Raw genomic sequence first — 26,932 nt, forward strand, 5'->3', positions numbered from 1 at the left:
TGAAAATGATAACTTGAGGTTGAGGATGTAAAGTAATTTTGCGCAAAATTAAATTAAATTTAGAATAATTAAAAATAATATTATATATGTTTCAAAATTTACATTTTGCGATGCGTAAAATAGGAGCAGGTTTAGCATTACTTACCATCGCAGGAAGTTATCTATATGGCCAGCAATGGGAAGATGTAGGAGGTGTGGGAGGCGTTTCAGCTGCCGGAAGCAGTTACAATAATCTGGCAGTGGATCAGGCAGGAAATTATTACCTGTCCTATTATGATACCTCTGTTGCAAAAGGGACTGTACAGAAATTTAACGGAACTTTATGGTCATATGTAGGAGGATCTGCAGGAATTACTGAAGGAACAGCGACTTTTAACTCTTTATCGCTTGACAGTTCAGGGAAGATTTTCTATACTAATCAGATTGGGTATCCGGGATCGGGAATTGCAGTACGTCAATTTAATGGGACTTCATGGTCACAGCTTCCTAATGTTACGACATCAGCAGCCAATTATCATGCTTCAGCAGTTTCGCCATCTGATGTACTGTTTACATTTGGAGGACAGAATTCAGGAACGGTACAACGCTATGTAAACGGAGCTTGGGAACAGGTAGGAAATGCAGGGTTTTCCAATGGCGCTTCATTTGCAGAAATGGTTATAGGATCCAATGAAAAAGTATATACCTGCAGTGTATCTGAAGGAATGAGGGTGTATCAGAACAGCACTTCAGCTACGGCTGCAGATACATGGACTCTGGTTGGCGGAAGTATTGTGGATGCTGCTTCCTCTTCGGAACAATATACATCAGATATTGCTGTAGATGGGAATAATAACCTGTATGTAGCCTATGTTTCCAGCCCGGCAAACGGCCAGAAATTAAATGTAAAGAAATTTGAAGGAAACGCTTGGATACAGCTTGGAGAAGCTAATTTTTCCGGTGGAAAGGTACAGCATGTAGCTATAGCGGTTACCCAGTCCGGGCAGCCTTATGTTGTAGCCAGCCGTTTTGAAAATGATAATTTACTAAGAAATACGGTTTATAAATTTGATACCGCTACGCAGAACTGGTTGACTCTTGGCGGAGATTTTATTTCTGCAGGAGAAGCAAAATATAATGATCTGGCTATAGACAGGACGAATAATTATCTGGTACTGGCTTATTCAGAAGGTGTAACCAAAGTGAAAAGAATTCTGCTGGATGGCGTTCCACCGGGTTGTACCAATACAGATCCGGGAAGTAATGCAGGAGATACAGGCTGTGTTACCTTTACGTATCGCGGGCAGCAGGTTACTTATGCTACGGTAAGAGGCAGTGATGGAAATATATGGCTTCAGCAGAACCTGGGAAGCTCTCAGGTTAGCTCTTCTATGGGAGATGAGGCTTCCTATGGAGATCTTTTCCAATGGGGAAGATGGGATGACGGGCACCAGCTTAGAAATTCAGCCACAGCAGCCCCAACATCTCCGAATTCTCCGGACGGATTAGCGGGTTTGAATGCCTTTATCATTGGATCACCTTCATGGTGGGGAACTTTTGCAGCAACCGATAAATGGTCAGCTTCAAACCCTGCCAATGTAACAAATAGTATTGGGGCAGATCCTTGCAGAGCAGTAGGGCCGGGCTGGAAAATGCCCTCTCAGGCTGAATGGACGGATATTGTGAATACAGAAAATATTGCCAATCCGGGAACTGCTTATAACAGTCATTTGAAGCTTCCGGCATCGGGATATAGAAGTTCTTCAAGCGGAGCTCTTACGTTCGCGGGACAAAGAGGTTATTTCTGGAGTTCGGATACATCCAACTCCGGTGGAAAATATTTATATATAGGTTCTACTATTGCCAATCCTTCTTCGGGAGCAATGAGAGGACAGGGCTCTGCGGTAAGATGCATAAAAACGGCTTCAGCACTGGGAACATCTGATATTATAAAAAATACTGAAACAGTAGGAATATATCCTAATCCTACGAATGGTATTCTTAATATCAAGGCAGATTCATTGATTGAAAGTGTAAGTATTATCAATATGGTTGGGCAAAAGCTCAATAATGTACAGTTCACCAATAACCAGATCAACATCAACGGGGTGCCTGGTGGAATTTATATGGTAGAGTTAAAATTAAAGAACGGGCAGGTTTTTTCTAAGAAAATTATTAAAAACTAGGTCCGGCTTTATTTGATTGATCAGCAAAGGCTTTTTTAGGAAAGCCTTTTGTTGGGAAAACTTAGAATTAATTTATTTTAAAGCATAGTTCATTACAATTACTTTTATTGCAAAGATTCATGAAAAAAAATCATGGGTCTTTTTTTATATTGTCTCATTATCAAAAAATAAATATGTAAAAAGAAAATAAACCCTATATTCGATAAAAAAATAGACTAATGAGAAAATTTTATTCCCTTATTTATCTGTTTATTGGAGCCTTTGTTTTTGGACAAATCAACTATACGATTATTCCGAATCCATTCAATGAAACAGATGCAATTACTTTAACGGTTCCCGGTGATCAGATTGATGAAACGGGTTGGGGTGTTTCAAATAATGCCATTTACATTTGGTCATGGTCTTTGGATACCAATTATCAGAATAGCCAGGATTGTCCTACCAACGGCAGCTGGAATAACTCCAATGAACTGAATAAACTTGCTTATAATGCAGGAACGGATACATATTCCTTATCTTTTACTCCAACTGTTTTTTACGGAAGGACCGGTATAGGAAGATTTGGCTTTTTATTAAAAGATAAGACCGGAGCTCACCAAACTTCACCGGATATTTTTGTGAATGTCGGGATTTTAAATTTAAATCTGACCAATCCGGCTGCGAACAGTCTGACTACAGTTCCGGCAGGGAATTCTATCAACATTACCGCAACAACGAATGTTGCCGCAACTTTCCAGCTAAAAGCCAACGGAGCAGTTGTAAATTCTACTTCTGCACCTTCTCAATCTTACAATTACAGCTACACAGTAACTCAGGATGCGAATATGGAGCTGATTGCAACGGATGCCAATTCAAACACCAAGAATGCTACATTCATGTTGCAAATTCCAAGAAATGTGATTTCTGAAGCAATTCCGGGCTGGATCAGACAGGGGATCAATTATAGTCCTACAGATCAGACCAAAGTAGGTCTTGCGCTGTATGCTCCTCATAAAAACTTTGTACATGTCATAGGAAGTTTTAATAACTGGACAGTGAATGACACTTATTTAATGAAGAGAGATACTGCTAATCCTGATCTTTATTGGATTGAACTTACCGGGTTGACTCCACAGCAACTATATACTTTCCAGTACAGAACAAATGATATAAAGATTGTGGCAGACCCATTCTCTCCGCAAATTTTATCTTCTTATGATGATCAGTGGATTTCAAGCACTACTTACCCGAATCTACCAGCTTTTCCTGCCGGACAAAACTTTGAAGTATCTATGTTTAAAACCGGGCAGACTCCTTATAACTGGCAGGTAACAAATTTTCAAAGACCTGCTAAGGAAAACCTGATGGTGTACGAATTATTGCTGAGAGACTTTACACAGGAAAAAAACTGGCAGTCACTTATTAATAAGATAACTTATTTAAAGAACCTGAATATCAACGCTATTGAGCTGCTTCCTATTATGGAGTTTGACGGAAACCTTTCGTGGGGTTATAATACCTCTTTCCATTATGCACTGGATAAAGCTTATGGAACTCCGGAAAAATTCAAAGAATTTGTTGATCTGTGTCATCAGAATGGGATTGCTGTTATTTTAGATGTGGCATTTAATCATGCGACAGGACGTTCACCATTAGCCAGGCTTTGGAATATTGATCCTGATGGAGATGGTTTTGGAGATATTGCAGCTAATAACCCTTATTTCAACCAGGTTCCGAAGCATTCTTATAATGTATTTAATGATTTTAACCATACAAGCCTTGCAACACAGTATTATGTTGAAAGAACTCTGCAGCAATGGCTGACTGAATATCATATCGACGGATTCCGTTGGGATCTTACAAAAGGATTTACCCAAAGCTGCTCTGAAAATGACGAAGCCTGCACCAATGCTTACCAGCAGGACAGAGTGGATATTATGAAAAACTATGCTGATAAGCAATGGGCTATCGATCCGAATTCTTACATGATATTTGAGCATTTGGGAACAGATGCAGAGGAACAGCAGTGGGCAAATTATAGAATTGCTGAAGGAAAAGGAGTAATGCTTTGGAATAAGCAGACTGATCCATACAACCAAAATACAATGGGCTACAAAGAGAACAGTAACTACGACAGAATGAATCACAGTCTTCACGGCTTTACGAATATGTCTGCTGTAGGCTACGGAGAAAGCCATGACGAAGAAAGATTAATGTTTAAGAATCTTGCTTACGGGGCAGTTAATGGAACTTACAATGTTACCAACCTAAATACGGCCCTTGAAAGAATGAAAACTTTCGGAGCAACATTCTTCACCATTCCGGGTCCGAAAATGATCTGGCAGTTTGGTGAACTGGGTTATGAATTCAGTATCAACAGATGTGCAGACGGTACAATCAGCAGTGGGTGCAGAACTGATGAAAAGCCTGTGGCCTTTACTTTAGGATATGATACCAATGCGGCGAGAAAATCGGTATATGATACCTGGGCTAAAATTATCAATATCAGAAATACTTATCCGGTTTTCAAATCAAAAACATACACAGTTGAATCTAACAATCTTACCAACGATCCTGACGGTTTGATTACCAGAATCTATGTATATGACAATACAATAGCCGGAGTGAAGAACATTGTAGTGCTGGCAAACTATACTACTGCAGCTCAGAATGTGGTTCCTTATTTCCCTTATACAGGGCAGTGGCAGAATCTGATGGATAATTCAATTTCGAATGTTGCTTCTACAACGGCTCCTATCACTTTGCAGCCGGGAGAATTCAGAATCTTTGGAAATTATGCAGGAGCTTTATCAACTATTGATGTGAATGCAGCCAATAAACTGTCTCTTCAGATTGCAGATAATCCTGTGAAAAACGGTTTGGCAAAATTAGTTTACCACAAAGTTAAAAACGGGGAAATCGTTATTTTTGATATGAGCGGCAAAAAAATGGATTCATTTAAATTAAATGCTGAAAACGGAACATATGAACTGAAGGCAAATTATCCGGCCGGAACCTATTTGGTTCATCTGCGGTCTGAATCAGGAACAGCCATTCAGAAAATGATTATCAAATAAATATAAATATTGAGAGACTGCTTTAGCGGTCTCTTTTTTTATCTATTGATGCTGAAATATTCTTTGTAATGTTACTGATGTTGTTGAATAAAAGAATATAGAATATAACAACAGTAATCAGGCTATTATCGAAAGTCATCTTATCAAACTGTAAAGTGAGAACCTGTTTAATTGTATTAAAAATATAAACAGGAAAATATAAAACTCCCTTCCAGTTAAAAATAAGTTGTGTAGTAATAAAGTAAATAAGAATGGCGTAATTGAAAAGGCCATAGCCTAAAAGAAATACTTTTTTCTCTTTCTTTTCTTTCAGCCAGCCAAAGGGTTTTGAGATAAAACTTCTAACTTCAGTTTCAGATTTCTGAAGAAGATTGGAAGTAGATGTAAGGTCAGATAATAACCAGTATCCGTCAGATCTTATAAACGGAAAGACCTGTAAAAGGCAATAAAAGGCAATAAAATAAGCCAGATAAAGCAAAGAAGCATTATGTGTAAGTAAATAAAGTCCGTATAAGATAAACATACACAATAGCTGCATATAAATTCCTGCCAGATTGGTAATCACCCTTTCCTGTTTGCTGGCATGCCAGACAGATGAAATATTTGAGTATAATACCGGAAATATAAAATAAATCCCGAAACCTATTTCTCCATTTTTTCCAGTAAACTTCCTGCAGGCAGCAATATGTCCCAGCTCATGTAAAAACATGGTTGAGGTATAAATTGCCAAAATCCAGAGGGGTGAAAGGTTTGTAAAAGAAGATAAAGAAGTTGTTACCATGATTATAATTTCCAGCAAAACAAGCAGGGAAAAAGTAATCCAGAACAGTTTTTTATTAAACAGGAAAGTAATCAGGGAAGCTATTTTTCCAGCAGTAGAAGGTTTTAGCAGTTCTTTTTGAAATTTGATATAGCTTTTTGATTCTTTTACTTCTATGGTAGAATTATTGAAAATGGGAATTCCTTCAAAAACCTTTTCTGTAAAACTGGTAAATTCTGTTTCATTGAGGTCGTGATTTTCAAAATCAGAATTGAACTGTACTGTTGCCTCCTCATAATTTTGTGCCCGGGAAAGAATATCAACTAGTTTTTTAGTATCATCGTTAATAATAAAATGTGCCCCGGAAACTTCCAAGACCCATTTTCCGGTTTGATAGGGAGATAAAAAATAATCTGTTCGGATTAAAGACATAACTAATCGTTTATAAGACTTAACACAAGCTCTTCATTTTTACTGATGTCAGCAATTATTTCGCTAAGCCATTGGGTGATCTCTCTATAGTTATTTTCTATAGCAATATTTCTTGCTTTGATAAAGCTTTCCTTGCTATAATGTATAAGCTCCTGAGCAATTCCTGATACATAGAATACTCTTTCCTCAAATTGATCAAGATTAGATTCGTTGGAAAGATTGTTTTCTTTTATAAACTCCTCTACGCGGGATCTCACGTAGGTCCATTGACCATTTTGAATATCTGCAGATAAATCCTCAATATCATCATTCATCTGGATTCCCTTAAAAATTAATACGTAAACCTCTTTTAATTGTTCAATATTGCATTTTTTCTCAAAAATATAATCCAGGCCAATAATAGGGATAAAAGCAAGTGTATGTTTTCCAATTGCATATTTTTCAAATTCTTTCAGTGTAAAAACCGGTTTAGTGGAAGTATTGTATTTTTCTTTTGAAAGAGTAGTATAATATTGACGGTTATTTTCATCAAGATGATTCCAGAAGTCATGATTTTTTGGAAAAATTTCTGTCATAATCCTTACCGATTCCTGATGGCTTTTTACCGCGGAATAAAAGTCACTATTTTCAGATTCATTACTGAATTTATAGTCTCCATCGATGATTTTATCCATTTTAAGAGTAAAATAACAAAGATGTTCTACTGAAGTTGTAAACTTTTGAAGAAGTTCCTCATTGTCAATAATGAAGTTTTCCTTTAGAAAATGAGTTTGGTTTCTAAAGAAATATAGTGAGGGCTGGATATCTGCCATATCTGTTTATTTAAATTTAAAAGTACCTGATCATGATCAGGTACTTTGCAATTAATTTGAAATCAGTTCAGTATCAATTATCTATCTGAAAGTTCCTGGAGTCCCAGTTCCCGGATCGGTAGGTGTTGTATCACCACCACATGGAGGTTTTGGCGTGCACGGCTTTGGCTCACAAGGAGTTGGGTTGCAGTAGAATGTAAATTCTTTACGCTCTTCAAGTTTTTCGATAGAAAATTTCGCTAATTTTTCGTTCAATGTGTTCATAATAAAAAAAATTTATAAGGTTAGATAATAATTTTATAAAGGTCTTGCAAATACATTAAGTTTATCTCCAGATCCTCCTCCGAAGATAATGCGGTAGGCATCTGGTGCATATGCAGCAGCTACTCCCCTTCCTGCTAGCACTACGGTGTAGGTTCCTGCAGGAAGAACTAATTCGCAGGTTGGATTTAGTCTGAAAGAGCTATTCGCTGAATTGGTGGATCTATTGGAAAAAACAAAGGTATCAATCGCATAGCTGGAAGTGGTATCAATTCCACTAGAAGCTGGTGCACTGGTGAAGTAGATGGCACCAACAATCATTCTGTCTTTTCCATCTGCTAGTGTTCCTCCTGATGAGTTTTGTACATCAGCAGATAAGTTGGAAGAGATGTAAACTACGGATCTTTGGTTGATAGTGAAAGATGTGGTAAGTAGATTGACGGTGGCAAACACTTCATCTCCGGCAACATCTAATCGCTTGCTGGTTGTAATGGCATCATCTCCCGGAATAATATAAGTTCCAAATGTTTCCAGTCCTTTTTTCACGGAAGTATCACCGTTGTTATCTACATAAAGAGGAGCAGTAGTGTCAGTTCCGGTAAAAGCAGATGCATTATTAGCTATGTTAAGGCCGTTTATTCTTACGGTGGGTGTAATGAGAGGAATACCTGTAGTTCCGATATTGTTATCTACAATACTGGAAGGTCCTCCTACATGGAGTTTTTCCTGAGGTGTGCTTGTCTTAATCCCAATATTTTGTTGGGCAGAAATATTTTGACTTAGAGTCAATATGACAATAGCAGATATTATTTTAAGATTGTTTTTCACTGTTGAAATAATTTAATTATATTGAATTACTATTGTATTGGATAAGCCAAAATGCTTAGTGTATCAGATCCTTCTCCATAGGTTATTTTTAAAAGAGGCTGAGATGTATTAGTTGCTACGGAAAGGTTAACAACTAAAGTATAGTCACCGGGAAGAAGATATAAAGCATCATCAGATAAAGCATACAATATTCCGGTGGCTGTTTCGGTACTGTTTATAATATTATTATAAGATTTCACAGATTCTCCAAAATATGTGTTTAAAACAATAGGGCTTCCTGAAGGTACTCTTGAAAAACTAAACTTTGTTCCCCATGTTCTGTTGGAGCCATCTGTAATTGGTGTCCCATCAGAGGCTTTTCCAAATCTAAAACTTGTAACAGAGCTAAATTTAACCAAACTTGGAGATGTTAAAGTGAAGTCAAATGACTGTATGGCTGCATTTGTTGTTGCTGAAGCCTGATTAATACTAACAGCAGTCGGAATGTAATCTTTTTTGCTGTTTGAAGTATTAATAGGGTCAATCATTAATATCGGTTTGATGGTTTGAGATAGAACTAGATCCCCATTATCTGTTACGGAAACCGGATGAAGGGCCTCTGTAAGGGCTTGGCTTGTATTATTTAACCCATCTATCCTCATCGTGGGACTTATAATATTCACTGAAGTACCGGGAACAGATTTAGAAGAAACTGTTCCGGAAATATGCAGCGCTTTTTGAGGGGTTTTCGTTGATATTCCTATTTGAGCCAAAATATGAGTAGTGTTTAAAATAAAACAGCTAAAAATGATTATATTTTTCATGATTTGAGTTTCTAATAGCTTATGGGAGTAATACTGATTGTCATTCGCTGTGAAGGCTGGGGAAGACCAGTGGACGCTTCAGGATCGTTGACCGTTAAGTCTAAGATGCTGCTTTGGGAGTAACCATATAATGCAAGAGTATAAGTGCCCTTAGGGAGATACAGATCTTTTCTTGGTTCGATATAAAATTTACCACCTAATTGTCTTTGATTATCATTTATTGTGTTAAAAGGAATGATTACCTGTCCAAATGCAATATTAGTCTGAACACCTGTAGGCGCAGAAGTGAATTTATAATAGCTTCCAAATAATCTTGCCTGCCCATTTCTCAATGCATCGACATCTGAAATTTTATCCGAACTTAATCCTATTTTTGCTTGTACATGGACAATTGATGGGTATTCTAAAGTAAATGTCTGGCTTGCTACAGATTTATCAGATCCCGCAGGAATTATAGTCGTTGGTAATTGGACTTGGTAAGATTGGTTAGTCTGGTTGTTATTAGCAATTACTAACGTCCCGTTTGAATCTGCAAATACTCTTTTTACTGAAGATGCATTCTCATGTGCCGGATTATTTGTACTATTTAATCCTTCAATTCTTATAACAGGCTGCAATATACCGGTTCCTGAGCCGGATACTTGTAATTCTTGTTTAGGGGAGGGGGTGTTTATTCCTATCTGCGCAGTATAATGCGTGCAGAAAGAAACAGCCATAATGACTGCAACTATTTTTTTCATCGTATTTGTTGTTTTTTGTGTTTTTTGATCATTCTGCAGAATTTCTGCAAAACGAACACTGCAAATATATAAACTTTCAATTTTAAAAATTGTTAAATTTTCAAAAAAATGCGCAAAAAAATATATTAATAATCACTTTAACTATGTTTTGCTTATTTATTTTGCATTTTTGATAAAAATGTTTAAATTGTATATAATATTTTTATTTTGTATATTAATTAATTGTAAATTAATACTGCAGATTTAATTTTATTAAAATAGTTTTATTGTTGGACTAATTAGTGTAAATGAGGAAAAAATTGCAATTATATTCAATGCATATTAAAGTGAATTTGTGAAAAATATTCAGCCCCCATTAATACGGGTCATTTATATGCACTCATTTTATCTGAAATTAGCACATCTACAAATCAATCCGTATCTTTGCCAACTAAATTTTTACTATGTCTAAGAGTTTAATTCCAAAACTAGAAGCTATTAAGCAAAGATATAATGAGGTTGCAGACCTTATTATACAGCCTGATGTTATTTCAGATCAAAAAAAATATTCAGCTTTAAACAAAGAATACAGTGATTTGGGAAAGATTGTAAAAGTTTACGATCAATACAAAGGTGCTTTAGATGCGATTGAAGAATCTGATGAGATTATCGCTGATGGCTCAGACAGAGATCTTGTAGATCTTGCTAAAGAGGAAAAACTGGAAGCTCAGGCTAAAATTCCGGGTCTGGAAGAAGAACTGAAAGTTCTGCTGATCCCTAAAGATCCTGCGGACGATAAAAATATTATTGTAGAATTACGTGCAGGAACAGGAGGTGATGAAGCTGCTATTTTTGTGGAAGATATCTACAGAATGTACACCATGTATTTCAAAGCAAAAGGGTGGAGACATGAGGTAACGGATTCTAATGAAGCTGCTAAAGGATACAAAGAACTGATCATGAAAGTGGAAGGCGAAGGTGTTTACGGAATCATGAAATTTGAATCCGGAGTTCACCGTGTACAGCGTGTTCCTGAAACAGAATCTCAGGGAAGGGTTCATACCTCTGCAATCACCATTGCAGTACTTCCGGAAGCTGAAGAAGTGGATGTGGAAATCAATCCTGCAGATATCGAAATGCAGACATCCCGTTCAGGAGGTGCCGGTGGGCAGAACGTTAACAAGGTAGAGACTAAAGTACAGCTTACCCACAAGCCTTCAGGTTTGGTGGTGGTATGTCAGCAGGCACGTTCTCAGCTCGCTAACCGTGAGCTGGCCATGGAAATGCTTCGTGCTAAATTATATGATATTAAACTTCAGGAAGTGCAGGGAGATATTGCGGCACAGAGAAAAACAATGGTTTCTACAGGAGACCGTTCCGCAAAGATTAAAACCTACAACTATCCTCAGGGAAGGGTAACGGATCATAGAATCAATAAATCTATGTATAATCTGGATGCCTATATGAATGGTGATATTGCTGAAATGATAGATGCAGTAATCATGGCGGAAAATGCAGAAAAGATGAAGGGAGAAGAAGAAAATTATTAAAAACGGATAATACAGGCTCTTGAATTTCAGGAGCTTTTTTATTTATATAACAAGATTTCGAGGAATAAGAAAATCAATTACAACAACCAAACCAAAGTATAACGATGAAAAACTTTAAAATCATTATATTCATGATGCTGGCGATGTTAAGTCAAAGCCTGCTGGCTCAGACAGAAGTGAAAAAACCTTCGGAGATCTTCGAAATGTACTTCGGGACTTTTGTTAAAAATGATGCTGCTGTGCTTTCCAGGCTGAATGACTATTTAAAGCCGACTGTAGATGGTGAGACAGCTTATCAGGTAGATTTTAAAACCGTTTCCCAGGAAATGATGAAAGAAAGTACAGATAATTTTTTATCTGCTTTTTCCAAACCTACTGCAGATGCCTGCAGAAAAGAAGCTGAAGAATACTTTACCGCCATGATGGAGAATTTTAAAAACGGAAAGCTTTCCGTGAAAGATGTAAAAATTGTTCAGAATGAATATATAGAAGACCAGAAAATTGCTGAGATCAATTACTCGGTAAGTTTCAGAGTTCCTGCGAAATTTTCTGATATTCCGTCAGGAGACATCAAAAAAGTTCAGCCTGAAGATCTAAAAAAATACCTGATTCAAAGTGTGCAGGATTTTAAAAATGCGGATAAAGTTGTATCTACAGAACAAAAATTCAGTTTGTATCAGCTTAGTGAAGGTGGAAAAATATACTATTGGAATGGTAGTCCTGATGAAATTGTCTCTGGGTTAACGGATTTTTACTTTGAAAGCTTCGGATCTAAATAATGATCCCTGAAAATATTAATAAAAGCTCTGGTTTCAGGGCTTTTTTTATGTCATATACTTTATGTATTTTTGAGAAAACCCTTGATTATGAATTTTAAGCCTATCTTATTAACCGCTGGAGTTTTGTTTTCAGCAACTTTTTATTCTCAAAAAATGAATTATCCCAAAGCCGTAAAAGGAAGTCAGACAGATACTTATTTTGGTACTGCTGTGGCAGATCCTTTCAGAGATCTGGAAAATGATTCCGATGCTACAAAGAAATGGGTAGACGATGAAGTAGCCTACAGCCAGAATTACCTTTCAAAGATCCCGTTCAGAAATAACATCAAGGATCAGCTTACAGAGATCTGGAATTATGAGAAAATTTCAGCACCTTTCAAAGAGGGAGATTATACTTACTATTATAAAAATGATGGTCTTCAGGCACAGTCTATTCTATACAGAACCAATAATAAGAGTAAAGCAACCGAAATATTTTTAGATCCGAATAAATTTTCAGAAAAAGGAACAACTTCGCTTTCCAATCTTTCATTCAACAAAAAAGGAAATCTTGCAGCTTATTCTATTTCCGAAGGCGGAAGTGACTGGAATAAGATCATTATCATCGATGCGATTACCAAAAAACAAATTGACGAGACCCTGATAGATGTAAAATTCAGCGGAATTTCCTGGCAGGGTGATGAAGGTTTCTACTATTCAAGTTATGATAAGCCGAAGGAAGGAACAGTACTTTCAGGAATGACTGATAAGCATAAAGTGTATTTCCATAAATTAGGAACGAAGCAGTCTGAAGACAAATTAATTTTCGGAGGTGATAAAACACCTAGAAGGTATCTTGGAGCCGGTGTTTCCGAAGACCAGAGATACCTGATCATTTCAGCTGCCAATGCAACCAATGGAAATGAGCTGTATATCAAAGATTTAAAGAAAGGGGGTGATTTTGTACAGATCAATAAAGGATTTGATATTAATGCAAGCATTGTAGACACTCAGGGTGATGATCTTTTTATCTTTACCGATAAAGATGCTCCCAATATGCGTCTTGTAAAAACCACCATTGCCAATCCTTCACCGGAAACGTGGAAAGATGTGATCCCGCAGACAGAAAATGTTTTGGGCATATCTACAGGAGGCGGATATTTCTTTGCAACCTATATGATTGATGCCATTGATCAGGTAAAACAGTTTGATAAAACAGGAAAACTGATCAGAGAAATTGCGCTTCCCGGAAAAGGAAATATAGGAGGTTTTGGAGGTAAAAAAGAGGAAAAAGAGCTTTATTTCTCTTTCAGCAACTATATTACACCGGGAACTACGTATAAATTTAATGCAGATTCAGGGAAATCAGAAATCTATCAAAAGCCAAAAGTAAAATTTAATCCTGAAGATTATGTTTCTGAACAGGTATTCTATAGCTCAAAAGACGGAACCAAAGTTCCAATGATGATCAATTATAAAAAAGGAACAAAACTAGACGGTAAAAACCCTACAATCCTGTATTCTTACGGAGGTTTCAATATCAGTCTTCAGCCTTCATTCTCAGTAGTCAATGCGATCTGGATGGAAAACGGAGGAATTTACGCCGTACCAAATATCCGTGGAGGTGGTGAGTATGGTAAAAAGTGGCATGACGCAGGAACGAAAACACAAAAGAAAAATGTTTTTGAAGACTTCATCGCAGCTGGAGAATATTTACAGAGTAAAGGCTATACCTCAAAAGAATATATGGCATTATCCGGAAGATCGAACGGCGGACTTCTTGTAGGCGCAACGATGACGATGCGTCCTGATCTTGCCAAAGTAGCCTTCCCGGGTGTTGGTGTTCTGGATATGCTGAGGTACAACAAGTTTACAGCAGGGGCAGGCTGGTCATATGACTACGGAACTGCAGAAGACAGCAAAGAAATGTTTGAATACCTTAAATCCTATTCCCCGGTACATAATGTGAAAACAGGAACATGTTATCCTTCCACAATGATTATTACAAGTGATCATGACGATAGAGTAGTTCCTGCACACTCTTTCAAATTCGGTGCAGAACTTCAGGAGAAGCAAGGCTGTAAAAACCCGATTTTATTGAGAATTGAGAAAAATGCAGGCCACGGAGCCGGAAGGGCAACCGATCAGGTGATCAGTGAAAATGCAGATCTTATCTCTTTTGCCCTGTATGAAATGGGAATAACAAAACTGAAATAATTTCACATAAATAAAAAGTTTCGGCCGCTCGAAGAGCGGCCGGAACTTTTTTATATTTTACTTTGTGTTTTTAGCGTTTTTGTGGATCAGTTTACTTCTGATCTCCTTCATTTGTTTTTGCATTTCTTCAATCTGCTTTTTCTGTTCTTCAATCATTTTGTTGGGATCTGCTAAGGTCTTATCTGTACTTCCGGCGGCCATTCTTGAAGTAGTGGAATAAGTTGTTGTATCATATGGATCCACCATACAGTCAGAATCAGGCGTTGTTCCCAGAACGCCGGTATCGCTTACGGTAATTTTATAGCAATTTCCTCCAGGGGATTTTAGAACGATAAGATCAGCAACATTTCTCCATACAAGATTATTGACCATTCCGCCATTTCCTGCCGCACTCGGGTTGCCATGAGTTACTAGGACTTGTCCTCTTAAGCCATAATTTCTGGGAAGATAATACTGACCAGTAATTGTTCCTGATGTATCTTTATAAGAAAATGATGGTCCAATTGTAGAATTAGGAATGAAAAAAGAATTGGATCTTCCTGTTAATATATCTTGTGCATCCATGTATAAGCCAAGCGGATTTGTATACATATATGTATTCAAAGTGCCACTAGAGCTATCAAGCCTAGTAGCAGGACTTCCAGGAGTACCAAATAAAATCAGCCTTGAAAATTCACCATTAGAATTAGTTTGATTTAAACCTGAAAAATCTTTATTCTGATACAATAAAGCCCCGGTTCCGTCAGAAGAATTAGTAACCGTGGCAAGATTATATGCAGGATCTAAAAGACTGTTGGTTTCTAGTAAATATTGTGTACTGGTGGAAGAGTCCGTTTTTTGAGAACGGAAATTTCCATTTACGTCCAGCGTTTTTTCAGGAGCTTCGGTATTAATTCCTACATTTCCCGTGCCTACTTGTGCAGACATATCAGCCATAAATAAAATAAGGCAAGGCAAAAAATATTTTCTCATCTGTCTCTGTTTTTTTGACAAAAGTAGCCGGTTATTAAGCCGAAAAAAAGATTACTGTCTGTAAAATTCGGAATTTCACATGATGGAAATGTGGGTTAATTTACTGATAATGAGTTTGTTGTTTTTTTTGTTTTTGAGTTGATGATCTATTCTCATTATTTTGCAAAACAATCAAAAATAGCTCTGCTTCTATTTTATATTATACTTTTCTTTCCATTTTTTTATAGTATTTCTGCTCAGATTATAATGGCGGGCTAATTCTGTATTATTTATACCTTTTCTTTTCTGATGCTCAAGGATAGATAGTATAGTGGAAAGATCATAGGAACGGTATTTTTGATTAGCGGGAGCTTTACCGAAAATAATTTCATTCAGTTTAATAATATCTATAGAGGTCAGATTTTTTTTGGAAAGAAAATATTGGCAATCCTTCATTTTTTCAGGATGCTTCATCATGATAAGATCAGCATATATTTTGACATAATTTGGAACCTCCGTCCTTATGGCTGATATTTTTCTATCCATTTATATAATGTGGTTTTAGGGATTCTATATTCATTTATAATCTGTTGTTTGGTTTTTTCGCCAGATTTAATGAGGTCCAGAATAAAATCAATAATTTCTTTCGTATAAATATTTTTACGAAATGCAGGCAATGCTGATTTTTGCTTTTTAATGTTATTTTCTATAATCGATGGTGGGCAGTAAAGAATTAAGTGATGAGAGTATAATCTGAAAAAATCGTATTTCAGTATTTTACTCCATTTCAATAAAGCTTCAGCACTGATGTTTGCAGAAATGTACATCGCTTCTATTTCCTTTTCAGAATGCTTGAAAAAGTTACAGATCCGGGACATTTCTAATTCGCAATCTGCAACTTGTTCATGAATCAGGGATCCAATATGTATATTTTTAAAATTCATTATCGATTTAATTTTGAAGAATTGAAATTTACTTTAGGAAAAAGAGCCACATAAAATCTTATGTGGCAATAGTATTTATCATGTGTTTTTAGAATTGCTATTTATGGAGCACACGGGGTAGTGCTTCTGAAGAGATTTCCTTCAGAATCCAGACATGCATAGGCATTTCCTGTACCTTTCAATTGATTTACTTGTACTTTTCCGTCTTTATATACAGTTAATGCATTTTTCTTGGCGGTATCACTGGTCCCGATGCCTACTTGCAGAATAGGGTCTGTCGCTACCCAGCTTGTAGGATTGGAAGCAGAGGTAATTTCGTTCCATCTTCCAAAAACAATTTCCGAAAAGGAGCTAGCCGTTAAATCCGCACCTATTGTTGTAGAAACGTGTCCTTTAGAAGCATTTCGTGTTCCGATAGAAGTTGCATAATTTATTGTGCCATTCCCTCCAATTGTATTATTAAGTCCGAAAACAGTGGCATAAGCTGCATTTGTATTGATAATATTATCTGCTCCGGCAACAAATGAAGTAGGAGAATTTACGGTATTTCTTGCCCCGCTCACTAAAGTTAAGTTTGCATTGGCCACAGTATTGTTATTCCCAAATAACCCTACGTAAGAAGAGTTGGTTGCTACGTTTTGATATCCGAGAGCGAAAACGCTTGAGGAAGTTTGATCGATTGAATTTGTGCTTCCATTAACAATGCTATAATCTCCGTACACTTTATTTTGAGACCCGTTTACTATTGAATAATCATTCTGAATCTCATTTGTGTTTCCTCCTACTATATTTCCGACAGAATTTGTTACTCCGGCAATCGGTGATACGATATTTTTAAGTCCTGAAATAAAGTTAAATGAAGTAGCACTTCCGGATATCATATTTTGAAACCCACCTATCAGATTTCGGCTTCCGGCAATATCATTTTGGAGACCAAAAACAGCATTATAATCGGATGTAACTATATTTAAATTACCTGTTGCAATAGAATTGACCCCGGTTATACTGTTATTATCACCGAAAGCAGCACTTCTTCCCCCTGACACCTTATTATTATTCCCTACGGCAATAGAATTACTTCCAATAGGAGAAATCCCGCTTATTTCTTCTGCATTGGGAGATCCCCCGCGAATAGAACCCCGGACATCTAACTTGGTAATGGGTAGGCTTGTTCCTGTTCCTATTTTACCCATCTGGTAAATATCCTGTGTATTTTTGGTGGCAGGTTTATTGGTGGCTACATCATACCATGGTTCTATATAATTTCCACCCTCATTGGATGTTTCTGCCAGTCCTGTCCATACAGTGCCTGTAAAATAGTAATATCCTGCTGTTGTTACATTAACCGTTTTGGGCGTAATGGGGCTGGCCGGAGCTGTTGCATAAATAATAGCTCCTGTTTGCCCGGAAGCATATAGGGCATCTTTTGCTTTGAGTTCATTCCCTGTAATACGCGGAGCAATCAGACCATCAGTTTTAGTATTATCTGAAGGTAGCCCTGTAATATCCAAAGTTGCTTTGGGGACACCTGTATTTATTCCGACTTGGGCATTGGAAAAAGTGAAACTCAAAATTCCGATTAGAAATAATGTTTTTTTCATAAATGTTTTTTAGGATGATTTTTGAGGCAAAAGTATCCTTATTACCTATGAAAATATTCCAATACTTCTGATTTTTTCGGAATTTTACAGGTTGAATTTTGTTTTTAAGTTGTTTATTTTCAATATGTTATTTTAGATTTTGTTATGCCGTGTTTTTATTTCCATTGTTAGCATTTTCAATGAAAACAGAAGGAGAAATTCCGGTAGTTTTTTTGAAGATTTTGGAAAAATTCTCTCCGGAGGAGAATCCCGAAATGGAAGCAAGCGCACTTATCTTATATTTCCGGAATTTGGCATCTTCCAATATATTCCTGCATATATATTCTATACGGAGCTCATTGATGTAAGTATTAAAATTCTTGCCTTTATGACGGCTGATAATCTCCGAAAGATAGCGGGTATTCGTTTTAAGATCAGATGCTAATAAAGACAGGCTGAGATTCGGATTAAGATATCTGTCAGAAATTTCAAACTTATTAAGCTTTGTAATGATTTGTTTTTCAGTTTCTTCTGTGATTTCCATGGAAGAATTGGCTTTTTTAATCACTTTTTCTTCCTCTATTTTCACTTGTAGATTTTTTTCTTCAAGGGTTTTAATATAATTCTGGTAAAATAACTTCTCTTTCTTTCTCTTTTTCTGAAAATAATAAATAAGAAGTACTATTGAGATAGTAGCTAATAAAAGAATAATGCTCAGCATCTTGAAATGAGATTCGTTTTTTTGAGTCTCTCTTTTATGATCTTCATCCAGTTTCTGTAATGTTTCATTGATTGCCTTTACCTCTTCATCAGAAAGCTTATCTTTTGTATTGAGATAGAGCTCATTATATTTTTTATAATTTTTCAGGTCATTAATCAGCATATAGTTTTGTGCCAGATAACCATATACTTCGGCTTTGATAGGATATTCCTCGGGGCGGACCTCCTTTTCTATAATTTTTAAAGTATCAATAGCTCTCTGATATTGTTTTCTGGAATTATAAACAAGAGATAAATTGGTGTAAGCATATCTTTTTCTGTAAGCAGCATCAAAGCTACCTTTAGAAAAGCCAAGAGATTTATTATAATAATGCTCCGCAGAGTCCATTGCTTTCTTGTTGAAATAATTCGTTCCGATATTAGAATTCGCAACTGCATAATAATACGTGATCATTTGCTGATTAGTCTTTGCTTGAGATAAGGTATTTAAAGCCAGCTGGTTATAAATAATGGAAGAATCATTATCTTTTTCCATATCCAGAATACTTGCATATTCAATTAGCAAAGCTGCTTTTATCCATTTTCCGTCACCATCATCTATTTTTTCAGTACTTAAAACCCCTTTCCGGGCAGTTTCTTTTGCCTTTGTGTAAAGCTTTACATTTCGGTATTGATCAGCTAATAAACCATGGAATCGGGCGATGGTTTTATAGTCGTTGGTCATTAAAGCAGTTTCATTTGCTTTAATGGCATAAGGCAAAGCCTGTTCTCTTTTTCCAAGTCGGGAATAATTTTGACTGATTACCCCATACATTTCTGTCAAATGGAATTTATTGTCTTTAAGTTTAGGTAAATAAGATTTGGCGATCACAATTGCTGAATCTGAATTAGATTCGGCTGCCTGTATTTGCCCTAAAATTTCTCTAAATTCTTTCTCAGAGTATTGTGCTTTTAACTGGAAGTTTAGTAAAAAAAAGCAGATAAATATTAATTTATAGATACCGTTCATAAAAGTGGACTTTATTTTAATGTATAAGAAAGAAAGTTGCTCTTTCTTGCCTGGAAAGTATAGCATTGTGCCATTTCGATATAAAGATCCGATCTTGTTTTTGGATCATTTTTTAAGGAAGGAAGCAGCTTTTGAGCCAAAACCAGGGCAGAATCCGGATTGATGGCTTCAGCATTTTGTATGAGACGGATTTTTAAAGTATTTTTTATACGATCCTCCTCCGAAATTTGCGAATAGAGATGAATACTGATAAAAAATAAGGCCGGGATTAATATTTTATAAATATTATTCATTAAATGTGGTTTTCTATACAAAAGTATTAAAAAGGTGTCACTGAAAGATATTAAAATAGCCCGTTTATGATTTAGTGCAAAAAATGATCAGATTATTATTTTATAAAAAATAGTATTTCCTTGACTCTATAAAGTGTAAAATGTTGATTTCCATAATTTTTGTTTTTATCAATTACCCGGTCTGCTCTTTTTTTAACAGAAACTTCTTCAGAAATTGTCCATCTGATTAAAAATTGAGAAAAATAAGATCACAAGCTTAAAAGATCAATTAAACAAATCCTTGATAAAATTATTGATATTGTATCATTTTGCATGATATGTAATAAGAACGAGTAATGGTTTATTAATGATAAAAAATAATTAAAATGGCTAATCTAATTTAAATTAACCGTTTTTTTTAATGTTATTGTGTATTAAATTGTTATTTTTGCTATGGATATTTAAAATTTATTAATTCTATTCATGTAGATTATTATGAAAAAAAGAATTTTACTAGTTTGTGCATTAGCAGCTGGTGTTGCCAGTTTTAATGCGCAGAGGTGGGAGTCTGTATCGCAGAAAACATCCCAAATCAGAAAAGAAGTTGATGTAAAATACTCTTACAGAGTAGATCTTACATCCCTGAGAAGTATTTTAAAAGATGCAGTAGAGACCGGTAAAGATGCAAAACCGGTTATTGTTTCTCTTCCTACTGTAGAAGGAAAAATTGAAAAGTTTGCAGTATACAGCAATCCGGTGATGGAAAAGTCTATGGCAGACAGATATCAGCTAGGATCATATGTAGGCGTAGGGGTTGATGACCCTTCAAAATATGTGAGATTCAGCACATCTCCTACAGAAATGCAGTCTATGATTATCAAAGACGGGGTTTTCCAGTTCATTGAGCCGATTACTACCGACAAGCAGACTTACGGAGTATTCTATAAAACAAAAAGAACAAGCAGCGAGCAGGGATTTGAATGTGGAACCAACGAAAAGAACAGTAAAGATATCCAGTTTTTGAAAGAAAACGGTAAAAAAAAGCTTTCTAACGTAGGAATTACAAACAGACCTGCAAGTACAAAGTATAGAACTTACAGATTGGCAATGTCCACTACAGGTGAATATACTACCTATTTCTCAGGTGTTCCGGGTGCAGTTGCACAGATAAACAACACCATGACAAGAGTGAATGGAGTATTTGAAAAAGACTTTGGTATTAAACTTCTGGTTCAGGATTATCAGAACGTTATCTATACCAATGCTGCTTCCGATCCTTACTCTGACTCTGGTCCGGGTGTAGATGATGGATTGTGGAACGGAGAATTAATGAACGTTCTTCATAACAACGTTGGAGAAGCCAATTTCGATATCGGGCATTTATTTGGTGCTGACGGAGGTGGCGGTAATGCAGGATGTATCGGATGTATCTGTAGTGATGATATGACACTGGATCAGGGTTCACCGGTAGCTTACAAAGGTTCCGGATTTACTTCTCCTGCCAATGCAGTTCCGTTAGGAGATTCTTTTGATATAGATTATGTTGCTCACGAACTGGGGCATCAGTTAGGAGGAAATCATACCTTCTCAAATAATACAGAAGGTTCTGGGGTAAACGTAGAGCCGGGAGGTGGTACTACAATTATGGGTTATGCCGGAATTACTTACGATAACGTACAGATGAATTCTGATGCGTATTTCCATTATGCTTCTGTTAATCAGATTCTTAATAATCTTGATGCCAAGACAACATGTGGTGTTTCTCAGACTATTACAACAAATACAGCACCTGTTATTTCTCCTCTTACTGCATACAGCATTCCTAAAGGGACAGCTTATTACTTAGATGCTACAGCAACAGATACTGATCCTGTAAAATATACATGGGAACAGTATGATAGCGTAGATGAAGATGCTACCATTTCTGGTGATGCTGGTTGGGGATACAACTCTCAGGGATCTGTAGCAAGATCTTTCTTCGGAACAACAAGCGGAAGAAGATATTTCCCTAGCTTACCTTTGGTAATGGACGGAAAACTTACCAATAAAGCGACTTGGGAATCAGTTTCTTATGTTCCTAGGTTACTTCACTATGCAGTAACTGTAAGAGATGAAAACGCACAGAGACCAATGCTTTCATCCTTAGAAACAACAGTGAATGTAGGAAATGACGGTCCGTTTAAATTTAACGGTCTTACAGCTGCTACAACTTTATATAACAATGCATCAAACACGATTAAATGGGCTGTAGCCAATACAACTGCTGCTCCTTATAACGTTGCGAATGTAAAAATAGACTATACAGCAAATAACGGTACTACCTGGACTGAATTGGTGGCTTCTACACCAAACACAGGTACCTATACTGCACAGATGCCTGCAAGTTTAACAGGAACTGTTAAATTAAGAGTATCTGCTATAAATAATATATTCTATGCAGTATCTCCTGCAGTAACTATCGGAGCTGCACCTACTTCTACAACAGCAGCACCTACAGGAGTATCTACTACTGCTGCAGATGTCCTTAAGAATTCAGCGATATTATCTTGGAACAGTGTGCCGGGAGCTGCTTCTTATTCCGTGAATTACAGAAAAACAGGGACTTCAACATGGACTAACGCAACAAGCACTACTAATTCATTATTAATCAGCGGTCTGGAAGACGAAACGCCTTATGAAACACAGGTGGCAGCTGTTGTAAACAGTGTACCTGGAGATTTCTCTTCAAACTATGTTTTCAAGACAAAACCATTGGCAACAGGTGTAAATTACTGTATCCTGAACACAGGATATAACGCAGTAGGAAACATTGCAAGAGTACAGCTTTCTAACGTTAACCATATTGATGCTACCGTTAGATCATACAAAGATTTAAGTGAAGATCCTGCGAAAATAATCAACCTTATCAGAGGGAATTCTTATCCGATAGCTATTTTCGGAATTTATAATCAGGCTGCCCCTATGACTTATAACGTATGGATCGATTATAATAGGAACGGTGTATATGAAACAACTGAGAAAGTGTATACAAGTGCAGCAACAGCTCCGGCTCCAAATGGTGTAGGAAGTGTTTCAGGTAACTTCACTGTTCCTGCTACAGCTCTTGTTGGAAATAGAGTTGTGGGTATGAGAGTGGCTAGTAATTATGCTGCTGCGCTAACCAATGCTTGTGGTACTGCTGCTGGAAGCCTGCCAAGTGGGGCAGGAAGTGTAATGGATTTCTCAGTGAGAATTTTCGGATCTGCACTTGCAGTAGATGAAACTAAACCAACAAAATCTGAAGTTGAGATCTATCCAAACCCTGCCGATACTTTTGTAGGTGTTAGAAACCTTAAAGGAAAAGCAGATTATAAAATCTATAGTGCAGACGGAAGACTTGTTCAAAGCGGTAACCTTGATGGTGAGATCATTAATGTAGCTGGTTTGGAAAAAGGAATGTATGTAATTACTATTAAAGATGACAAAAACACTTACAATACGAAACTTATCAAAAAATAATAAGTAAGTATATCAATACAGAGACCGGGCATTTGTCCGGTCTTTTTTATAATGTAAAACTCACCAAAACTGAATGTTAACAGAAGTTTCATGTTTCATTCAAAAAAATTAACTTTACGCAGACAAAAATTATTGGAATGCGAAAGACAATTTCTGTGAAAAAACCGGATTTTAGTATAGAACCTCAGGAAAGAGAGATCTATAATTTTGAAAAAGACGGACTGGAGTTAAAATCATCATACACCCAAAAAGATGTTAAAAATGAACCTTTAACACAGACTTCTCCAGGAATTGCTCCTTATCTCAGAGGCCCGTATTCTACCATGTATGTGCAAAAACCATGGACTATCAGACAGTACGCAGGTTTTTCTACAGCAGAAGAATCCAATGCTTTTTACAGAAGAAATCTTGCAGCAGGGCAAAAAGGACTTTCCGTAGCTTTTGACCTTGCCACTCACAGAGGATATGATTCCGATCACTCAAGAGTTGTTGGGGACGTAGGTAAAGCTGGTGTGGCCATAGATTCTGTAGAAGATATGAAGATTCTCTTCAATGAAATACCATTGGACCAGATCTCCGTATCCATGACGATGAATGGTGCCGTACTTCCTATTTTGTCTTTCTATATCGTTGCTGCAGAAGAACAGGGCGTAAAGCAGGAACTGTTATCAGGAACTATTCAGAATGATATTTTGAAAGAGTTCATGGTAAGAAATACATACATCTACCCGCCTGCACCTTCCATGAAGATCATTGCAGATATCTTTGAATATACAGCACAGAATATTCCGAAATTCAACTCTATTTCCATTTCAGGATACCATATGCAGGAAGCAGGTGCCACACCGGTACTGGAAATGGCTTACACACTTGCAGACGGTCTTGAATATGTAAGAACAGGAATAAAAGCCGGAATGAACGTAGACGATTTTGCCCCAAGACTTTCATTCTTCTGGGCCATCGGAATGAACCATTTTATGGAAATTGCCAAGATGCGTGCTGCGAGATACATCTGGGCTACACTTTTACAGCAATTCAACCCTCAGAACCAAAAATCCTTAGCCTTAAGAACCCATTCCCAGACCTCTGGATGGTCTCTTACGGAACAGGAACCTTTTAACAATATTACAAGAACTGCCATTGAAGCCCTTTCTTCAGCTTTAGGCGGAACCCAGTCGCTCCATACAAATGCCCTGGATGAAGCTATTGCGCTTCCTACAGATTATTCGGCAAAGATTGCAAGAAATACCCAGATCATCCTTCAGCAGGAAAGCGGGATCTGTGATGTGGTGGATGCTATGGGCGGAAGCAACCTTGTGGAAAGCCTTACTCAGCAGATGATCGAGGAAGCTATGAAATACATCGATGAGGTAGAGCAGGAAGGCGGTATGACAAAAGCTATCGAAGCCGGAATTCCGAAAATGAGAATCGAAGAAGCTGCAGCTAAAAAGCAGGCTAAAATTGATAGTGGTGAAGAATTCATCATTGGAGTAAATTCATTCAGAACAGCTTTAAAACAGGATGGTATAGAGATCCTTGATATCGACAATACAGAAGTTCGAAGAAAGCAGATCGAAAGACTTGAAAAAATAAAAGCAGAAAGAAATTCCGAAGCCGTTGCGGAAATCCTGAACCAGATCCGTGAAAGTGCAAAAACAGGAAAAGGAAACCTTCTGGCATTATGTATAGAAGCAGCAAGAAGAAGAGTTACCCTTGGTGAAATGAGTGATGCCATGGAAGAAACCTTCGGAAGGTATAAAGCCAATATTAAAACAATCTCTGGAGTATATGCTATGAATGCCGGGAAAAACGAATATTTTGAAAAAGCCCTTCATCTGACTCAGAAATTTGAAGAAGAAGAAGGCCGCCGCCCGAGACTTATGGTTGCCAAAATGGGACAGGACGGTCATGACAGAGGTGCGAAAGTCGTAGCAACAGCATTTGCAGACATGGGATTTGATGTCGATGTAGCCCCGTTGTTCCAGACTCCCGAAGAAGTTGCAAAACAGGCTGTAGAAAACGATATTCACATCCTCGGAGTATCTTCTCTTGCAGCAGGACATAAAACACTCGTTCCTCAGGTCGTAGAAGAGCTTAAAAAACTGGGAGCTGACGATGTTACCATTGTGGTAGGAGGTGTTATTCCCCAGCAGGATTATGAATTCCTGTACGCCAACGGAGCCGATTTTATCTTCGGTCCGGGAACCAATCTTCCCAAATGTGCCGTAGAAATTCTACAGAAATTCTTAGAAAATTAGAATAAAATTTTCTCCTGTAACACAGCTTGTCGGAAATAGACTAATTTCAATATTTCCAACAATAAAACTTACCGTGAGATGAATTTTAAAAATATAACAAAGCCTGCAGCCAATAAGATCATTATTGTTGCAGGCTTGATTTTTATAGCAGTGTTCTGTTTTACAGCAGATTCCGGAAACAAGCCGGCTCAGAAATCTCCGGTACCGGCTGATGTCACTCTGGTTAAAAACCATCTGAAGGCGCTTACCCAAACTCCTGAATTCAGAAATCATAAAAATACAGACCAGTTAGATGCTGTAGCAGATTATATTAAGCAGAACTTCAGTAAATATGGCGACAGTACAGCTTTTCAGGAATATTCTGTTGAAGGAAAAATATATAAAAATGTAATCACTTCTTTCGGAACGGAAAATAAAAAAAGAATCATTATCGGTGCTCATTATGATGTTTGCGGCGACCAGCAGGGAGCAGATGATAATGCTACCGGCGTTACAGCTCTTCTGGAACTCGCCAGAATGCTTAAAGGTCAAAAGCTGAATTACAGGATCGACCTTGTTGCCTACACACTCGAAGAGCCGCCTTATTTCAGGACCGAAAATATGGGAAGCTATATTCATGCTAAATATCTCAAAGATCACAATATTGATGTATACGGTATGGCCAGTGTGGAAATGATAGGATATTTCAAAGATGAAAAAGATTCACAAAACTACCCGTTGGGGATTTTATCCTGGGTTTATGGTAACAAAGGAGATTTTATTACCCTTGTTAAAAAATTCAGTGCTGGAAATTTTGTAAATAATTTCAGCACCCAATTTAAAGATGCCAACCAGATCAAAACAGAAACTTTTACGGCCCCTAAATTTGTAAAAGGAACAGATTTTTCAGATCATCTCAACTATTGGAATTTTGGTTATTCTGCCCTGATGATCACAGATACATCATTTTTCAGAAATAAAAACTATCATCAGCCTACAGATACTCTGGAAACTTTGGATCTTGTGAGAATGACCAAAGTAATAGACGGTATTTTTCTGAGCCTGATCCACTTGAAATAAAAAAATATTTTGATATTCAGAAAAATTAATATATTTGCACCTGAAAATCAAGTTTAACCAATTAAAAAACAACGAAGCAATGTTCAAAACGAATCAAAATTCTACAGCTGGAGTACCGCTTATGGTGGTAAGGCTTCGTGGTTTGGTATACTCTTAGAATAATAGTACAACGAAATATCAAAACCCGAAGTCGTAAAGATTTCGGGTTTTTTATTGCGCAATATCTAAACTCCAGTTTCCCCGAAATTTTTTGTGTTATTAAGAACAAATGAATAGGTCT

20 protein-coding genes are annotated in these 26,932 nt (G+C 36.9%); 8 read left to right on the forward strand and 12 right to left on the reverse strand.

Features of this window, described 5'->3' with window-relative positions:
• Positions 1-86 precede the first annotated feature (86 nt).
• The gene (locus tag ACQWU4_RS11355; protein ID WP_429935870.1) at positions 87-2,165 is read left to right on the forward strand and encodes a T9SS type A sorting domain-containing protein; all 2,079 of its coding nucleotides are present in this window, start codon (positions 87-89) and stop codon (positions 2,163-2,165) included.
• Between the two features lie 218 nt (positions 2,166-2,383).
• Complete coding sequence (locus ACQWU4_RS11360) at positions 2,384-5,221, forward strand: alpha-amylase family glycosyl hydrolase (protein WP_429935871.1); 2,838 nt, start codon at positions 2,384-2,386, stop codon at positions 5,219-5,221.
• A 22-nt stretch (positions 5,222-5,243) separates the two neighbouring features.
• On the opposite strand, the gene ACQWU4_RS11365 is transcribed toward ACQWU4_RS11360, so the two are convergent.
• From ACQWU4_RS11365 to ACQWU4_RS11390, 6 genes are all read right to left on the reverse strand, one after another.
• Positions 5,244-6,413, reverse strand: coding sequence for a hypothetical protein (locus tag ACQWU4_RS11365; RefSeq protein WP_429935872.1), 1,170 nt, complete (start codon positions 6,411-6,413; stop codon positions 5,244-5,246).
• A 2-nt stretch (positions 6,414-6,415) separates the two neighbouring features.
• Positions 6,416-7,225 carry a hypothetical protein gene (locus tag ACQWU4_RS11370; protein WP_429935873.1) on the reverse strand — a complete coding sequence of 270 codons (810 nt, stop codon included), beginning with the start codon at positions 7,223-7,225 and terminating at the stop codon, positions 6,416-6,418.
• 81 nt (positions 7,226-7,306) lie between these two features.
• A complete protein-coding gene (locus ACQWU4_RS11375; protein ID WP_429935874.1) occupies positions 7,307-7,489 on the reverse strand; it encodes a hypothetical protein in 183 nt (60 codons plus the stop codon).
• A 33-nt stretch (positions 7,490-7,522) separates the two neighbouring features.
• On the reverse strand, positions 7,523-8,314 hold the full coding sequence (locus ACQWU4_RS11380; protein WP_429935875.1) for a hypothetical protein: 792 nt from the start codon (positions 8,312-8,314) through the stop codon (positions 7,523-7,525).
• A gap of 29 nt (positions 8,315-8,343) precedes the next feature.
• Positions 8,344-9,117, reverse strand: coding sequence for a hypothetical protein (locus ACQWU4_RS11385; protein ID WP_429935876.1), 774 nt, complete (start codon positions 9,115-9,117; stop codon positions 8,344-8,346).
• An 11-nt stretch (positions 9,118-9,128) separates the two neighbouring features.
• A complete protein-coding gene (locus tag ACQWU4_RS11390) occupies positions 9,129-9,734 on the reverse strand; it encodes a hypothetical protein (RefSeq protein ID WP_429935877.1) in 606 nt (201 codons plus the stop codon).
• A gap of 566 nt (positions 9,735-10,300) precedes the next feature.
• Between ACQWU4_RS11390 and prfA the strand changes: the two genes are divergently transcribed.
• From prfA to ACQWU4_RS11405, 3 genes are all read left to right on the forward strand, one after another.
• Positions 10,301-11,386, forward strand: a complete 1,086-nt coding sequence (prfA, locus tag ACQWU4_RS11395) for a peptide chain release factor 1 (protein ID WP_429935878.1) — start codon at positions 10,301-10,303, stop codon at positions 11,384-11,386.
• A 104-nt stretch (positions 11,387-11,490) separates the two neighbouring features.
• Complete coding sequence (locus ACQWU4_RS11400) at positions 11,491-12,165, forward strand: hypothetical protein (RefSeq protein WP_429935879.1); 675 nt, start codon at positions 11,491-11,493, stop codon at positions 12,163-12,165.
• 153 nt (positions 12,166-12,318) lie between these two features.
• Positions 12,319-14,361, forward strand: coding sequence for a prolyl oligopeptidase family serine peptidase (locus ACQWU4_RS11405; protein ID WP_429935880.1), 2,043 nt, complete (start codon positions 12,319-12,321; stop codon positions 14,359-14,361).
• Between the two features lie 57 nt (positions 14,362-14,418).
• On the opposite strand, the gene ACQWU4_RS11410 is transcribed toward ACQWU4_RS11405, so the two are convergent.
• From ACQWU4_RS11410 to ACQWU4_RS11435, 6 genes are all read right to left on the reverse strand, one after another.
• Complete coding sequence (locus ACQWU4_RS11410; RefSeq protein WP_429935881.1) at positions 14,419-15,333, reverse strand: hypothetical protein; 915 nt, start codon at positions 15,331-15,333, stop codon at positions 14,419-14,421.
• Between the two features lie 189 nt (positions 15,334-15,522).
• Positions 15,523-15,858 (reverse strand): helix-turn-helix domain-containing protein, encoded by a 336-nt coding sequence (locus ACQWU4_RS11415; protein ID WP_429935882.1) that lies wholly within the window; start codon positions 15,856-15,858, stop codon positions 15,523-15,525.
• The gene (locus tag ACQWU4_RS11420) at positions 15,834-16,256 is read right to left on the reverse strand and encodes a transposase (RefSeq protein ID WP_429935883.1); all 423 of its coding nucleotides are present in this window, start codon (positions 16,254-16,256) and stop codon (positions 15,834-15,836) included. Before ACQWU4_RS11420 ends, ACQWU4_RS11415 begins: the two co-directional genes overlap by 25 nt.
• Positions 16,257-16,357: 101 nt before the next feature.
• Entirely contained in the window at positions 16,358-17,857 is a 1,500-nt protein-coding gene (locus tag ACQWU4_RS11425; protein ID WP_429935884.1) for a hypothetical protein, read from the reverse strand.
• Positions 17,858-17,999: 142 nt separating this feature from the next.
• Positions 18,000-19,565, reverse strand: a complete 1,566-nt coding sequence (locus ACQWU4_RS11430; protein ID WP_429935885.1) for a helix-turn-helix domain-containing protein — start codon at positions 19,563-19,565, stop codon at positions 18,000-18,002.
• A gap of 11 nt (positions 19,566-19,576) precedes the next feature.
• Positions 19,577-19,858 (reverse strand): hypothetical protein, encoded by a 282-nt coding sequence (locus ACQWU4_RS11435; RefSeq protein ID WP_429935886.1) that lies wholly within the window; start codon positions 19,856-19,858, stop codon positions 19,577-19,579.
• A gap of 474 nt (positions 19,859-20,332) precedes the next feature.
• Here ACQWU4_RS11435 and ACQWU4_RS11440 point away from each other — a divergent pair, with 474 nt between their 5' ends.
• The 3 genes from ACQWU4_RS11440 to ACQWU4_RS11450 all read left to right on the forward strand — a co-directional run bounded on the left by ACQWU4_RS11440 (position 20,333) and on the right by ACQWU4_RS11450 (position 26,652).
• Positions 20,333-23,335: a reprolysin-like metallopeptidase gene (locus tag ACQWU4_RS11440; protein WP_429935887.1), complete on the forward strand. Its 3,003-nt coding sequence runs from the start codon at positions 20,333-20,335 to the stop codon at positions 23,333-23,335.
• A 137-nt stretch (positions 23,336-23,472) separates the two neighbouring features.
• The gene (scpA, locus tag ACQWU4_RS11445) at positions 23,473-25,593 is read left to right on the forward strand and encodes a methylmalonyl-CoA mutase (protein WP_429935888.1); all 2,121 of its coding nucleotides are present in this window, start codon (positions 23,473-23,475) and stop codon (positions 25,591-25,593) included.
• Positions 25,594-25,671: 78 nt separating this feature from the next.
• Complete coding sequence (locus tag ACQWU4_RS11450; RefSeq protein WP_429935889.1) at positions 25,672-26,652, forward strand: M28 family peptidase; 981 nt, start codon at positions 25,672-25,674, stop codon at positions 26,650-26,652.
• The last annotated feature ends 280 nt before the right edge of the window (positions 26,653-26,932 follow it).

The organism is Chryseobacterium sp. MIQD13 (assembly GCF_050496705.1).
In the GTDB taxonomy this organism is placed as follows: Bacteria; Bacteroidota; Bacteroidia; order Flavobacteriales; family Weeksellaceae; genus Chryseobacterium.